Raw genomic sequence first — 15,535 nt, forward strand, 5'->3', positions numbered from 1 at the left:
GTTAGATAACATTGAATTGATTTATAATAGAAGTCGCTTACTACAGCATTTTCTTTTTAAATTATAGTGATAAACAAATTCCCTTATTTATTAATTTTTACTACAAAAGCGGAAGTATTCAAAAGCTGAGTTTTAATTTTTTCTGGAATGTTTATCTCCATGGAATTATCTTTTCTTACCCATTTTAAAGGAATGTCAAACCCAAGTAGTTTTAATTTTGCTTTGTCTGAAGGCACATAACCAGAGAACATAATTTTGGAAGGTATTTCTGTTCTTCCTTCTTCTATCAGATAGATGAGGTAGACTGTTCCATCTTTCTTACTTGTAATACAAATATTTTCAAATTTGTAGGGAGATATCGATCTTGTATCATATATGGCTTCACTATTTATTTTCATCCATTCACCAATTTCTTCAAGTAGTATGTATGCACCTTCATCCCATTCTCCCATAGCATTAGGAGCAATATTTAATAAAAGGTTTCCTCCTTTCGCAACAATATTTACCAATGTATGTATTGCTTCTCTTCCTGACATATATTTTGCATCTGGTGTCCAGGACCACCCACCCCCCGATATGATACAGGACTCCCATGGGTATGGAAGTGGTTTTTTGGGAACTCTATTCTCTGGGGTCAAATAATTTTGATTTTTTCCGTGGACTGCTCTATCCACCACAATCAGTTGAGGTTGCTTTTTTCTGGCTTTAATCACGAGTTCATCCATTTTGATATCCTGATTTACCATACGATGCTTTAAATATCCATTTTGTTCTTTTTGAAGCTTACGCTCATACCAATTTAGGATATCTTTTTTCGGAGATTTTGAAACCCATCCACCATCTAACCAAAGAATATCGATTTTTCCGTAATCGGTAAGCAATTCCAATATTTGATTATGTGTAAATGCCACAAATTTGTTCCATTTTTCTGGGTAAACTTCGGGTTGATAGTTCACGTTTCTATCTTTTGGTGGAAAATAAGGATCCCAATAATAAGGAGAATGCCAATCTGGTTTCGAAAAATAAGCTCCTGTCCAGAATGTCTCTTTTCTAAAAGCATCAAAAATCTCCTTGGTAATATTAGATTTTGGGTTTTTAGAAAAGGGAGTTTCTGAGTCCGTTATTTTATAATTGGTATACTTAGAGTCAAACATTGAGAAGCCATCATGATGTTTTGTAGTAAAAATTACATATTTCATCCCGGCATTCTTAGCTGCTTTTGCCCATTTTTCAGGATCAAAGTTGAAAGGATTAAAAGTTTTTTTAAGTCCTTCGTATTCTTTTTTATAAACATTATAATCATTAGGATTAGTCCCTTTTTTACGCTCGCACCATTCATATTCTTCGGGGCATAAGGACCATGATTCTACAATCCCCCATTGACTATATGTACCCCAATGCATCAACAACCCAAACTTTAAATTTTGCCATTCTTCCAGTTTTTTAAGCACTATAGTATCTGTTTCTGGGACATAGCGCTCTTCTTCGTGATGTTCCTGAGCTATTATTTCTATACTAGACACTACCATCATCAAAGTAGATAACAATAAAAAATGAATTGGATTGGTATTTTTCATATATTAGAATTTATAATAAAGTGGTCAATCTTATTTATTTCAAAATAAACTGTAATCTTCCTTTGTTAATTAATTCTTGATGTGAGATAAAATAGTCCTGATATTCTTTATCATTTACTATAACTGCATCTATAAAAGTTTCTTTTTCAGGGATGGTAGAGGTGATTACGATCTTATCATTTTTATAATATTCTTTATCTAAATGAATCGTAATTTTTTCAAATTTTGGAGTACAAAATGTATATATGGGTTGAGCTGGTGAAACTGGATATATCCCCATCATCGAAAATATTGCCCAAGCAGACATGGTGCCTGTATCATCATTTCCTGGTAACCCATCCGGAGCATTTTTATAATAAGTTTCCAGGAGTTCATTGACTGTTTTTTGCGTTCTCCATTCTTCTCCTTTTATGTAATTAAACAAGAAGGGGTATGCTATATCTGGTTCATTAGCCATGTCATATTGCTTATTGTCAAAAACTTTCTGCAATTGTTCTAAAAATGGTTGATCACCACCCATAAGTTTTTTTAATCCTGGGATATCGTGTGGAATCATAAAAGTATATTGCCAGGCATTTCCTTCTATAAACCCTGGATTTTTCACAAAATTGGCTCCGGTATCTGGATTGTAAGGAGATAACCAACTTCCATCATCATTTTTAGGCCGTAATAAATTAAATTTTTTATCGAATAGTTTTCTATAAGACAATGACCTGTCAGAAAAACGCTGATAGTCTTCATCCTTTCCTAGTTCTTTTGCTAATTGTGCTATGGCAAAATCTGTAATATTATATTCTTGTGTGGTAGATACTGATCCACTAGTAGTCGTTTTGGTGGTGAGATATCCTTTTTTAATATAGTCATTGATCCCAGGACGTAGCGGGTTATCTTGTAATTGATCTGCACTTTTAAGCATAGCTTTATATGCTTTTTCAATATCAAAATCCTTAATTCCTCTGAGGTAAGTATCTGCAATAATGATTCCTGCCGGATCCCCAACCATGGTTGTTGTTTCTGTTGCATTTAATTCCCACTTGGGCAGCCACCCTGTTTCATCATAAATCTGCAACATACTCTTCATCATATCTGATTGTTGTTTTGGGTATACCAAACTCATTAACTGATGTAAATTCCTATAGGTATCCCACAGTGAAAAAACAGTATATCTGGTTCCTTTTGTTTTTAAGGTTTCCCTGGTTTTCATTTTAGGGTATTCTCCATTTATATCATTCAAAGTATTCGGATGTATAAGTGTATGATATAGGGCTGTATAGAACTTTATTTTATCTTCTTTTTTCCCTCCTTCTACTTCAATTTTTGATAAGTATTGATTCCAGTTTTCCTTGGTTTCTTGTCTAATTTGATCAAAAGCTTTACCTGAAGTTTCTTTTTCTAAATTTTCTCTGGCATTCTCAATACTTACATACGAGATTCCTACTTTCATTTCTACTTGTGTAGGGGCTTCAAAATGATACTTCATATATCCTCCAATACTATCTCCTACTACCTCTTTTGTATACCCTTTCTTTATTCTTTCTTTTCCGTTATACCCCATCCACTGTGCTTCAATCCCCTTATGTATCTTTGGTTTTTTCCACACTCCAAATTCGTCTGCTGGTCTTGAAAATCGAGCTACAAAATATACCGGATATGCTTCTTCTGGCTTATAATAACAAAACGCCCCTACAGAACGTATTCCTTCTATTTCTGTTGAAGATACTATTTTGATCATTCCTCCTTGTTCATTCGTAAGCCCTAGTCCCAGATTGAGTACTATATTAGATTCTCCTCTTGGGAAAGTATATTTGCTTATTCCTGTTCTGGTTGTAGCTGTTGTTTCTACTTTAATATTATATTTATCCAATACATTAGAATAGTAACCTACTTTTGCAACTTCATTAGAATAGGTGCTGCCATATAAAGAATGATCGGTTTGGATTGCTCCTGTGGTTGGCATTGCGAGGATCACCCCTAGTTCTGGACATCCTACCCCACTAAGGTTTACATGACTAAAACCTGTTAAATAATTATTTTCGTGAACATAAGGTGTAGAAAACCAACGACTATCTTTTTCTAAAGGAAGATTTTGTTGTCCTGCTACATTAAAAGGGGAAACACTTGCCATTCCTCTTACTGCAATTGGTCCTGGATTGGTTGTACCAAAGTTTGAGGTTCCGATAAATGGATTTACATACTCTGTAACATCAATTGACAACTTTTTAGAAGTGTTATTTTCTTTTGTCTTTTCTACTTTAGTTTTCTTTTGGCAAGAGAAAGACAATACCATAATTATTACCCATAGCTTCAAAAAATACGTCTTTTTAAAAACAATACTATTCATCTTCTCTAATCTTTATATAACACCTTATAGATGTGATCCATGAAGGTCTCTTTTATAATTAAAACTATTCCTTACTTAAAGAGTATGGCACCTCTTCACTTGAGTTTGCCCAATCTTTATTTGGAGTATTAGCCATTTTGAAATCTAAACGTCCTCCTTGCTGAATTACTTCATAATTTAAATAACTATTCTGATATGCTTTTCCGTTTAATGAAACGGACTGGATATAAACATTTTCTTGATTATTTTCTGGAGCATTGATTACAAATTCATTTCCGTTTTCTAATGTAATTACGGATTTCCTAAACAATGGACTTCCTATTACATATTGGTTTACTCCCGGGGTAACCGGATAAAACCCTAATGCACTAAAAACATACCAGGCAGAGGTTTGTCCATTATCCTCATCTCCACAATATCCATCTGGTGTTGCCGAATATAGCTTAGTTAACACTTCACGTACTTTTTCTTGAGTTTTATACCCAGCATTAGCATAATTATAGAGGTAAATCATATGTTGGATAGGTTGATTACCATGGGCATAGTTCCCCATATTTACAATTTGCATTTCTCTAATTTCATGAATTGTAAACCCGTAGTAAGAAGCATCGAATTCGGGTGGCATATTAAACACATGATCCAGCTGCTTTTCGAATTCAGATTTTCCGCCCATTAGCTCAATCAAACCTTCTATGTCATGAAAAACAGACCATGTATAATGCAAACTATTACCTTCAGTAAAGGCATCTCCCCATTTTAAGGGGTTAAAAGGAGATTGAAAACTACCATCTTCATTCTTTCCTCTCATCAGTTTTGTAGTAGGGTCAAACAAATTTTTATAATTTTTGGATCGTTCATAGAATGTTTTTGCGATCTCCTCTTTCCCTAATTTTTCTGCCATTTTAGCAATGGTAAAATCGGCATATGCATACTCTAATGTTCTTGCTGCATTTTCATTGATATTAACATCATAAGGGACATATCCAAGTTTGTTATAATAATCAATCCCTTCTCTTCCTACAGAACGTATTTCCTTACCATTAGACAATGGACGTCCTTCTGATGTTGTTGCATTTTTTAGGATCGCTTCGAATAAGGTTTCTATATCTATGCTAGGGATTTCTTTTAAAAATGCATCTGCTATTATTGGTGTTGAATTAGAGCCAATCATACAATCTCTATGTCCAGGGCTAGCCCATTCGGGAAGCCATCCCGATTCTTTATACGTATTGGCCAACCCTTCCATTATATGACTATTCAATTCTGGGTACATCATATTGAAGAATGGAAATACTGCTCTGAAGGTATCCCAAAATCCATTATCCGTAAACATATAACCTGGTAGCACTTTTCCATTATATGGGCTATAGTGTACCACTTCGTTTTTTTCATTAAATTCATAGAATTTCCTTGGAAAAAGTAACACTCTATATAGACAGGAATAAAAAGTTTTGATATGATCTAAATTATCATCTTCTATCTTAATTCTACTTAACTCTTTTTCCCAAGCCTTTTTGGCCTTTATTTGAGTTTGTTGGAATGTATCGTTTCCTATTTCCCGGTTCAAATTTAATTGTGCTTGTTCTGGACTAATAAAGGATGATGCGACTTTTACATGTACTGTTTCTCCTTTTTTAGTTTCAAAACCTATTATAGCCCCCACATGCTCCCCTTCATTTTCTTTTGAATTTTCTACTAATTCCCAACCATCTCCCCAGGTATGATTTATTTCAAAATCTTTATCAAATTCGGCCACAAAATAATTGTGAAAATTATCTGGAACACCTCCACTATTATTTCTACAATAACCAATTATCTTACGTTCTTCTGGAATAATTTTTACCATAGAGCCTTTAAAAAAAGCATCCAGCATAATATAGGATTGTTCAGCTTCGGGAAATGTAAATTTAAAATGTGCTGCTCGCTCTGTAGGTGTAACTTCGGTTACCACATCATAATCTGCTAAATACACCTTGTAATGATATGGTTTTACGGTTTCTGCTTTATGAGAGAACCAGGAGGCTCTTTCATCTTCTTTATATTTGAGATCTCCTGTTACAGCCATCACTGAAAATGCCGCGTAATCGTTGATCCAAGGGCTTGGCTGATGCGTTTGTTTTATTCCTCTTATTTTGTTCTCATCATATTTATAAGTCCATCCATCTCCCATTTTTGAAGTCATGGGTGTCCAGAAATTCATTGCCCAGGGAGTTGCAATTGCAGGATAGGTATTACCGTTAGATAAGTCAAAAGCTGAGTCGGTTCCCATTAATGGGTTCACATAATCTGCCAAACTTTGTGCTAGAACGGTTTCTTTACTTTCTGTCTTTTCTATATTTTGTTCTTTACAGGATAGTATTGATATCACCATCAAACAACTCCATATTAGTCTATCTTTCATCTTTTACTTCTTTTATGTATTAACTACTATATCATCTATTGTTAATTCAATTCTACAGCATTTCCATGACCTCTATACAACTTCAATTCTCCTTCTAATTCTACTTCCAAAACAGTTACATAGGTATTTAAGTTTTCATTTTTAGGAACTTCTATTCTTACAATTCCCGGAATATTGTTCCAGGATGCTCCTCCGTTTCGAACAAAAGTTAATTCTTGTTCTTTTCCGACTACTTTAATTGATTTTATTTTATTCTGAATTCCTTTTAAAGAGATATAATTTTTAGGTTCATCAAACAGACATAAATACAATTTTGTAGTATCCTTACTTAGTAGTGTGGGACCATAAAAGTGGCCATATGGCAATCCTGCTTTAGTATCGAAAACAACTTTTTTATGTATGTCAATCCAACTTCCTAGTACTTCTAATCGTTCTTCTTGTTCTTTAGGGATTGTTCCATCTGGTTTCATTCCAATATTAAGCAGTAAGTTTCCTCCTGAGGCTATCACCTCAACAAACGTTCTAATAATCTGCGAAAATGGCTTGTAATTCGTATCTGAAGGATAATACCCCCAATTATCATTCATGGTCATACAAAATTCCCAGGGACCTTTTGGTCTTACCACAGGAATCCCTTGTTCGGGAGTACTATAATCTCCATATGTTTTTAATCGAGAATTCACAATGGTTTTAGGGTTCCAGGATAGTAATGAGTCTTTTAATGATTGCGCTCTCCATTCTTCACTTGATTTTTCCCAATCTCCATCAAACCAATATAAATCTGGTTGATATCGATTACTTAGTTCTTTTAATTGCCCTTTATAAAATCTAATAAATCGTTCCCACTTTGTTAGATTCTCCAATCCCTTTTGAGGGTAATCGTTTTTAGTATCAGGCCTTGGGAATACAACATCATAATCAGGATGCGACCAGTCACATAAAGAATAGTATAATCCTGCTTTTAATCCTTCATTTCTAAGTGCTTCTACATAAGGAGCTATTAAATCTCTATTAGCAGGTGTTTTTTCTTTAACATTTAGATCACTGTATTTGGTATCCCATAAAGCTACTCCATCATGGTGTTTGGTAGTCATTACAGAATATCTCGCTCCAATTTTCTTAAACAGTTTAGCCCATTTCACAGGGTCATAATGCTTAGCAGTAAATCCATTGCCCTGCTTCATATACTCTTCATATGAGATTTTTTTGTGATATAATGACCAGGATTCTGCTATTCCATTCACGCCATAATATCCCCAGTGAATGAATACTCCTAGTTTGGCATCTTCAAACCAGGACAATCGTTCTTTTTCTGTTGGCTTTTCGTCTTGTGCAACTATCAGGTTTCCAGTAATCAACAAAACAAACATGCAAATCGTTCTTATATATCTCATCTGATTCACCTTAAAATATTAATTATCAATCAATTAAAATCTCATCTATAAATAACCAAGTATCTCCTCCTCTTGGGTTTTCTTTTAAATTTGCTATTTTCACTTTAATAAATCTTGCAACATGCTTCTCGAAATTAATTTTAAAATCTTTTAATTCAATAGTAGAATTAGCCGCATAGGATCGTTTTACTTCTCCTACTTTTTTAAAATCTTTTCCGTCTATTCCCGTAAAAACTTCTATTACTACCGGAAAATATATTCCCGGGCCTTGATGTTCCATTGATCCAACAATTACCTGATTTATGGTATCTTCTTTTTCAAGATCTATAATAACCTCCATATCATCCTTTAACCACGCTTGCCATTGGCCATCCTGAAAATTTTTGGTTCCTCTTAAGGTATTTACCAATGTAGATTTTCCTGTTCCCGTATATCGATCACTATATGGAATAGTATACACTACATTACTGGCTACTCCTTTATGAAATACAATGGTATCCTGAAATACTTTACCAATCGGTTTGTTCTCTTTAAATATTGATGCCTTAACTATTGTAGTTTTGGTTAATACAATGGGTTGCTCATATTTGATAGGAGTATTGTCTAAACTAGAATTATCTAATACATACCGTATATCTGCATTGGTATATTCGCTTTGTAGTGTTAATGAAACCGATTTCTTTTCCAAATCTGTTTCGACTTCTGGTCGTATTAAATAAGAGCTCTTCGCATAATTTATTCCTAAGTATTCATACCGCTGAAACATACTGGTAATTCTACTAGAAAAATCATCCCAATTTTTTAGGTCCTTAGAACTCCACACTGCCTCGGACAATGCTGCTAACCTTGGATAAATCATATACTGGGAGTGTTCTTCTGTGAAGATATACTCTGACCATAAATTTGCTTGTCCTCCAAGCACATGCCCAGCTTCTTCTGCAGTCATTGAATCTACTACAGGATCAAATTGATATACTTTACTTAATGGTGTGTATCCACCTATTGCTAATGGTTCTTCATTTTGTGGTCCTTGATAATGATCAAAATAGCAATGAGTTCCAGGTGTCATGACTACATCATGTCCTTGTGCTGCGGCTTCTAGTCCTCCTTTTACGCCTCTCCAACTCATCACAGTAGCATCAGGAGCTAATCCTCCTTCTAAAATCTCATCCCAGCCTACTAATTTCTTACCATGAGAATTTATAAATTTCTCCATTCGTTTTACAAAATAGCTCTGTAATTCTTCTTCGTTTTGCAATCCTTCTTCTGTTATTCGTTTCTGGCAATGCTGGCATTTCTCCCAATTAGTTTTAGTCGCCTCATCCCCACCTATGTGTATATATTTTGAAGGAAATATTTCCATAACCTCAACTAATACATCTTCTAAAAAAGTAAACGTACTTTCTTTTCCTGCACAATATATATCTGTAATTGGCCAAACTCCACCTGAAGGCACTCCTATTGGATTTTCAAAACATGATAAATGTGGGTATGCGGCAATCGCACTAGATATGTGAGCGGGCATTTCTATTTCGGGTATAACCTCTACATTTCTAGATTGTGCATATTTAACCAATTCTCTTAATTCTTCTTGAGTCAAAAAACCTCCATAAGTACCTTTATCTTCTGATTTTACCGGTAGTCTGGCATTCCAATGTAAATCCTCCTGATCTACTCTCCATGCCCCTATCTCGGTAAGTTTTGGGTATTTTTTTATTTCTATTCGCCATCCTTGATCATCAACCAGATGCAGATGTAACACATTCATCTTATGCATAGCCAAACCATCAATTACCTCCTTTATGTATTCTTTATCAAAAAAATGACGAGAGATATCTAACATTAGTCCTCTCCATTTAAAACGGGGGGTATCTTTAATTTCTACATTTGGAATTTCCCAAGTTCTATTTTCTAATTTAGCTTTGCTTTCTATCTCGGGAGGTAGTAATTGACGTATCGTTTGTATTGCATATGAAAAGCCAACTGAGCTATTTGCTATGATTTCTATACGATTGTTATCCACTTTAAGCTCATATGCTTCTGGTTTACTATTCTCGTCAATCGTAAAAGTTATATAGTTATTTTTTGGTTGTTCTTCTGTCGTTTTCAAATCCCATCCAACTGCTGTTTTAAATTTATCTTTTAAAACACGAATCGACTCGTCTTGTATATCATTTGAAATAAAAAACTTGGTATCTTCATTAAATTCGAATACTCCCGAATTGATTTTTACCATTTCTGGTTTTGGGATAATATGAATATCCTCTTCTGAATACATTCTTTTTTCATCAGTTTTACAACCCAACAATATTAGAAGTGTCAGGGTTATCAGAAATTGTTTTTTCATTATTCTTTATTCTACCATATTAATATTTCATCTACAAAGAGCCATGAGGCTTTTCCTGCTCCTTGATGCCAAGATGGAAGTTTTTTTAAATTATGAACTACTACCTTTATGTACTTAGCGTCTGTTTTAGGAACATTTAGTGTAAAGTGTTTTTTCTTTATTTCTATTGCTTCTTTTGCATTGGTTACATTATAATTTGATGTACTAATTTTCTTAAATGAAGTATTTTCATTTCTAACATATACCTCAATCATTTTCGGAAACAAAATCCAGGATCCTGAATCTTGCAGACAACTAATTGATACATTCTCAATAGATCTGGGTTCATCAAAATTGATCGTAGTAATTAAATTCTCTCCTTCATATCCTGTCCATTTACCATCAGAAAAAAGTAGACTCCCTTCTATAAAATCAAATATCTTACCTGCTCCTGGATATCGTTCTGACGGTCTATGTACTATATCAAAATTCTTTACTTCATGTTTTATCTTAAAAAAATCTCTTTCTAAAACTGGACTTGGTAACCAGTTTTCCTTATACATTTTTGCTTTTAACTTGGTAAAATCAGCGATTTTTATAGGTTTAGTATATTTAACCGAAGTACTATCTGGATCTGTACCATCTAGTGTATATCGTATCGTAGCTTTAAATATTTGTTCATCAAAAGCAACTATTAAACTATCTGAGAATATTGTTTGTTCTGTGATCAGTTTTGGAGGTTTTAAAGGCATAATTTCTGTAAAACCCTCAAAAACTCCGTTATGGATAATCGTTTGATTACTTCTCATTAATTCCTTAGTAAAGCTCTCATCTACTTTTGTATTCCAGACATATATATCTGTTAGATTTATTTTTTCAATCAAGGATGCTATTCCTTTATTACCCACTGATGTATTATAAATATTTAGAACTTCTAAGTCTTCTAAATCTTCTAAATACTTAATAGTTGCATCAGAGATTTTGGTATTGTCCAAACGTAGTTTCTTTATTTTTTTAAGATGTCTAAGACCTTTGGTCATATCGTCTGTAAGCAACGTATTATTAAGATCTAACTCTACTAATTGATCTGCTATTTCTTTTAATTCTGTTACTGCATCTTCTGTAATCGAATCTTTTACATATTTAACTCTTAAGTACGGTTGATCTGCTACTATTCTATTTACCAAAAACCCTACTTCTATTACATCATTTAAGGCATTTACAGAAGCTTCAGAGGTAATTTTAGTATCTTTTTTTAGATAATTTTGTAATAGACCAGTTAGTGTATCATTCTTATGATAAGCTAGTGCTTTTTTATTAAAATCGGCTCCATTATCTATCCAATGTTTCAATAACCAAATCTCATCTGAAGTGATTTGATTTTTTCCTTCTGGTGGCATATGTTTCTCATCTTCTAAAGGCAATAAGATTCGTTTAATTATACGACTATTTAAAGCTTTTCCTGATTGTAAAGCTCTTCCATTTTCACCTCCTTCTAAAATCGTCGCTTCAGAAATCAGTGACAATTCTCCTTTTTGCTTTGTCGCATTGTGACATTGTATACACTTGGCATCTAAAATGGGGTGTACTACATCAGAAAAATACCGAAGACTATCAATAACTTGAGGTTTTTCTTTTTTTACTCTTAACGGCGAATATTGTGTAATAAAACTATCTCCATGTGTTAACACACTTCCATAATGTCCTGTTATACCTATTAAGATGATAGAGGTTACAAACAAAAAAAAGAATAGTTTTTTATAACGCTCTTGTTTTTTTAAAATATATAATAAAATTATTAAACCTGAAGTACCAATTCCTGTCCACATATGAATATTCGTTGTTTGAACTTCATACCCTCCTTCTAATGATAAAAAGTACCCCAGAATACATGCTAAACATGCAAAAATTGCGCTAAAACCTAATCCGGTTTTAACAAGAGTATCTGTATGTTTTTTACGAATGCGCCCTATCACATCAAAATAAAACACTAGTAGTAATCCTCCTATCGGAAGATGTAATATCAACGGATGAAAACGTCCTAAAAACAGTACAAATTCAGGAATATTATCTATAGAATTCTCTACAGGTACTACTGTTTCTGAAAAAAGAAAAAATAAATTAAATAAGACGAAGTTCATAGGTATTACTTATTGTTTCTTGTATTAAAAATCCATTCATCCATAAACAACCAAGCAGGATTACCTTTTCCTTGATGCCATTTGGGAATAGATTTTACATTCTGTATTTCTATTTTTATTTTCTTCATTTCTTTTAGAATAGAGATATGAAGGTTATCTAGTTTTGATACATCTTTATTAAGTTTTTCTATTGGTTCATCAGTTTCAAATTCTATAAAATTTACCCCATCCTGAGAGAATGAAATAATAACATCCTCTATCGGAAAAATCCAGGCACTCGTATTTACCAGATACCCAATATCTATAGATTCTAAAAACACTTTATCTTTAAAATCTACTATAGTTACCAGAGGTTCTACTATTCCTATCCATTGATCATCCTTGAAATTTGAAGTTCCTTTTTTATGATTTACCAGGGTGTTTTTTCCTTGTCCGGGATATTGTTTACTTAATGGGGTAAGTAAAGAAATATTTGAAATATCAATTCCTTTAGCATAAAAAGAAATCGCTTTAACATCACTGGGTTTAAAATCAGAGAGAAATGCTTTAAAAGTATATGTCCCAGGGTTTGAAACAGAGATAGTACTATTATATTTTTGTGATGTTTGTGTAGGTTCACTGCCATCATCCGTATAATAAATTTCTGCTTCATTTAATCGTAATGAAGCTATAATCCTTGATGAAGTGTCTAGAATTACATTTTTCGCCTCAATTCTTGGACTAGCCAATTGTATATTTTCCTGCTGTGTATATCTTACCTCTTGTCCATTTGTATTTTTACAAGAACATAAACATACAAACAACCCAATTTTCCATAATTTCTTCATATTCGGGTTAATTTTATAGGATAAGTTTGTCCAGAATTCCATTGTGTTACGTATATACTACCGTCTTCATCTATACATACATCGTGCGGATGTCTAAATAATTTTATAGTCTGGTACAATTCTGTTAGAGTATCTTTTTTATACACCGGTGGTGTTGCCCCTGGACAAGAAATTACTTCATTCTTCTCATTCATTATCAATAAAAACCCAGAATCATCATAGGTTGCTTCTCTTGATTTTAGTACTGCAAAATAAATATCACTATCATGAATGACAGGTCTACATATTAGTGCCCCAGGAACTTTTATCGATGATAAATAGTTTCCTTCCAGACTAAATCTTTTTAAAGTATTCTGTTCTCGTGCAGTTACTAACAATGTAGGATTAGCTTTATCTCTATGATCAAAACATATACCGTGGGCATTTAAGAATTGGTGATCTTCTGTTCCTTTTCCTCCGAATATATTTAAAAGTTCCCCTTTATAATTATAGTGTAATATGAATTGATTTCCATAACCATCTGCAACATAAAAATCTCCGTTTTCTAAAACAGTAGTTTCTGTAGGCCTGAATTCTTCCTTAGTTTTATATTTACCAGTTTCAACTGGATAATCAACGGTCATTATTTCTTTACCATCAATAGTAGTTTTAATAACTTGATGGCGTTCATAATCAGTAATGAATAAAAAATCTTCTCCATTCTCAACCGACAGGGTTAATCCATGAGCTCCGGGATAGACAGTCCCCCACGTTTCTATTAGTTTTCCTGATTTATCATAAATGATAATATTATTTTTGATATGATTGGTAAGCATTACAATGCGCCCCTTAGAATCCTGAATAATTTCATGGCAATCTTGCACTGGCACTTTCATCGGGTCCAAATTACCCCATTTCATATCTATTTTATATTGATGAGAATTATGCCCAATAACCAGGTCCTTATAAGAATCAAAAGAAAATGCCCCAGAATACCCGGGTAAAGTTAATATCCCAGCGGAAACACATGCCGATTTCTGCAAAAAACTTCTTCTATCCATAATTATCTTATTTAAACAATTAAATCGTTTATCACATTACCATGAACATCTGTTAACCGGAACCTTCTTCCCTGATGCTTAAAAGTAAACTTCGTATGATCTATTCCCATTAAATGCATCATTGTGGCCTGAAAATCGTGAATATGAACCGGGTCTTTTACTACATTGTAGCCCAACTCATCGGTCTCTCCATAGGTAAATCCTGGTTTTACGCCACCGCCCGCCATAAAGAGTGTAAAAGATCTTGGGTGGTGGTCACGCCCGTAATTGGTCTCTGTTAAGGTTCCCTGGCTATAATTTGTTCTACCAAATTCTCCTCCCCAAATCACTAATGTATCTTCTAATAAACCTCTTTGTTTCAAATCCATAATAAGAGCTGCAGTAGCTTGATCCACATCTTTAGCTTGTTTTTCTATTTGTGAAGGGAGGTTATCATGTTGATCCCACCCCATATGATATAATTGCACAAAACGTACATCTTTTTCTACAAGTCTTCTAGCTAAGATACAATTGGCAGCGTAGGTTCCTGGGATCTGCGAATCAGAACCATACATTCTAAAAACATGTTCTGGCTCATCATCAATGTTCATAGTTTCGGGTACTGAAGTCTGCATTCTGTATGCCATTTCATATTGAGCAATCCTGCTATTAATTTCCGGATCTCCAAACTCTGTTTCCTGCTTGTGGTTTAATTCACTTAAATAATCCAACATACTTCTTCTGTCTGCTCTCGACATTCCTTCAGGGTCTTTAAGATACAGAACCGGATCTTTCCCAGATCGAAATTGTACTCCCTGATGTAAAGAACTCAAAAATCCATTTCCCCATAGTTTAGAATACAATGGTTGGCCGTTTGGACGACCAGTTCCTCTACTTAACAGGACAGAAAAAGCAGGTAAATTATCATTAAGACTTCCTAAGCCATAACTCATCCAAGAGCCTATACTTGGTCTTCCTGATTGCTGAGAACCTGTCTGAAAAAATGTGATAGCAGGATCGTGATTTATGGCATCAGTCTGCATAGATTTCACAAAACAAAGTTCGTCTACTATCTTAGAAACATATGGCATCAAATCACTAACCCAAGCTCTGGATTCTCCATATTGTTTAAAAGAAAAGTTGCTATCTGCCAAAGGAAAATTAGATTGCCCCGAAGTCATCCCTGTCAATCGCTGGCCTTTTCTCACTGACTCAGGCAAGTCCTTACCTCTCATGTCTGTTAGCTTTGGCTTATAATCGAATAAATCCAATTGTGAAGGACCTCCACTTTGAAAAAGATAAATAACTCGTTTTGCTTTTGGAGCAAAATGTGGCAGTTTCAAAGTACTTGTCCCAAGGTTCAGACCCTCGGCAGTATTTGGTGCTGTAAACATAGTTATTGGGTCCAATATCGAACCCAGTGCAACACCTCCAATACCTAATCCAATTTTTTTTAAAAAATGTCTTCTGTTATTGTTGTTAAAATGTTTGAATATCTCGTTCATAATC

The 15,535-nt window shown here is 33.9% G+C and carries 9 protein-coding genes; all 9 read right to left on the reverse strand.

Features of this window, described 5'->3' with window-relative positions; all coding sequences use genetic code 11:
• Positions 1–83: 83 nt before the first annotated feature.
• The 9 genes from AAFU52_RS04975 to AAFU52_RS05015 all read right to left on the reverse strand — a co-directional run bounded on the left by AAFU52_RS04975 (position 84) and on the right by AAFU52_RS05015 (position 15,531).
• Positions 84–1,577 (reverse strand): alpha-L-fucosidase, encoded by a 1,494-nt coding sequence (locus AAFU52_RS04975; protein WP_438425739.1) that lies wholly within the window; start codon positions 1,575–1,577, stop codon positions 84–86.
• A 34-nt stretch (positions 1,578–1,611) separates the two neighbouring features.
• Entirely contained in the window at positions 1,612–3,918 is a 2,307-nt protein-coding gene (locus AAFU52_RS04980) for a GH92 family glycosyl hydrolase (protein WP_438425740.1), read from the reverse strand.
• A gap of 64 nt (positions 3,919–3,982) precedes the next feature.
• Entirely contained in the window at positions 3,983–6,319 is a 2,337-nt protein-coding gene (locus tag AAFU52_RS04985; protein WP_438425741.1) for a GH92 family glycosyl hydrolase, read from the reverse strand.
• 41 nt (positions 6,320–6,360) lie between these two features.
• Positions 6,361–7,713 (reverse strand): alpha-L-fucosidase, encoded by a 1,353-nt coding sequence (locus AAFU52_RS04990; RefSeq protein WP_438425742.1) that lies wholly within the window; start codon positions 7,711–7,713, stop codon positions 6,361–6,363.
• 25 nt (positions 7,714–7,738) lie between these two features.
• Positions 7,739–10,060, reverse strand: coding sequence for a glycoside hydrolase family 20 protein (locus AAFU52_RS04995; RefSeq protein WP_438425743.1), 2,322 nt, complete (start codon positions 10,058–10,060; stop codon positions 7,739–7,741).
• Between the two features lie 11 nt (positions 10,061–10,071).
• Entirely contained in the window at positions 10,072–12,180 is a 2,109-nt protein-coding gene (locus AAFU52_RS05000; RefSeq protein WP_438425744.1) for an FN3 associated domain-containing protein, read from the reverse strand.
• 5 nt (positions 12,181–12,185) lie between these two features.
• A complete protein-coding gene (locus tag AAFU52_RS05005; RefSeq protein WP_438425745.1) occupies positions 12,186–13,007 on the reverse strand; it encodes a chitobiase/beta-hexosaminidase C-terminal domain-containing protein in 822 nt (273 codons plus the stop codon).
• On the reverse strand, positions 13,004–14,047 hold the full coding sequence (locus tag AAFU52_RS05010) for a 6-bladed beta-propeller (protein WP_438425746.1): 1,044 nt from the start codon (positions 14,045–14,047) through the stop codon (positions 13,004–13,006). Before AAFU52_RS05010 ends, AAFU52_RS05005 begins: the two co-directional genes overlap by 4 nt.
• Positions 14,048–14,058: 11 nt before the next feature.
• Positions 14,059–15,531 (reverse strand): DUF1501 domain-containing protein, encoded by a 1,473-nt coding sequence (locus tag AAFU52_RS05015; RefSeq protein WP_024771499.1) that lies wholly within the window; start codon positions 15,529–15,531, stop codon positions 14,059–14,061.
• Between the last annotated feature and the right edge of the window lie 4 nt (positions 15,532–15,535).

The sequence above is a fragment of the Aquimarina macrocephali genome, from assembly GCF_051627225.1.
GTDB lineage: Bacteria > Bacteroidota > Bacteroidia > Flavobacteriales > Flavobacteriaceae > Aquimarina > Aquimarina macrocephali.

What these genes read in the sequence shown, in the direction of transcription:
- AAFU52_RS04975 (WP_438425739.1), bottom strand. Translation starts at nt 1,577, where the DNA reads ATGAAAAATACCAATCCAATTCATTTTTTATTGTTATCTACTTTGATG.
- AAFU52_RS04980 (WP_438425740.1), bottom strand. Translation starts at nt 3,918, where the DNA reads ATGAATAGTATTGTTTTTAAAAAGACGTATTTTTTGAAGCTATGGGTA.
- AAFU52_RS04985 (WP_438425741.1), bottom strand. Translation starts at nt 6,319, where the DNA reads ATGAAAGATAGACTAATATGGAGTTGTTTGATGGTGATATCAATACTA.
- AAFU52_RS04990 (WP_438425742.1), bottom strand. Translation starts at nt 7,713, where the DNA reads ATGAGATATATAAGAACGATTTGCATGTTTGTTTTGTTGATTACTGGA.
- AAFU52_RS04995 (WP_438425743.1), bottom strand. Translation starts at nt 10,060, where the DNA reads ATGAAAAAACAATTTCTGATAACCCTGACACTTCTAATATTGTTGGGT.
- AAFU52_RS05000 (WP_438425744.1), bottom strand. Translation starts at nt 12,180, where the DNA reads ATGAACTTCGTCTTATTTAATTTATTTTTTCTTTTTTCAGAAACAGTA.
- AAFU52_RS05005 (WP_438425745.1), bottom strand. Translation starts at nt 13,007, where the DNA reads ATGAAGAAATTATGGAAAATTGGGTTGTTTGTATGTTTATGTTCTTGT.
- AAFU52_RS05010 (WP_438425746.1), bottom strand. Translation starts at nt 14,047, where the DNA reads ATGGATAGAAGAAGTTTTTTGCAGAAATCGGCATGTGTTTCCGCTGGG.
- AAFU52_RS05015 (WP_024771499.1), bottom strand. Translation starts at nt 15,531, where the DNA reads ATGAACGAGATATTCAAACATTTTAACAACAATAACAGAAGACATTTT.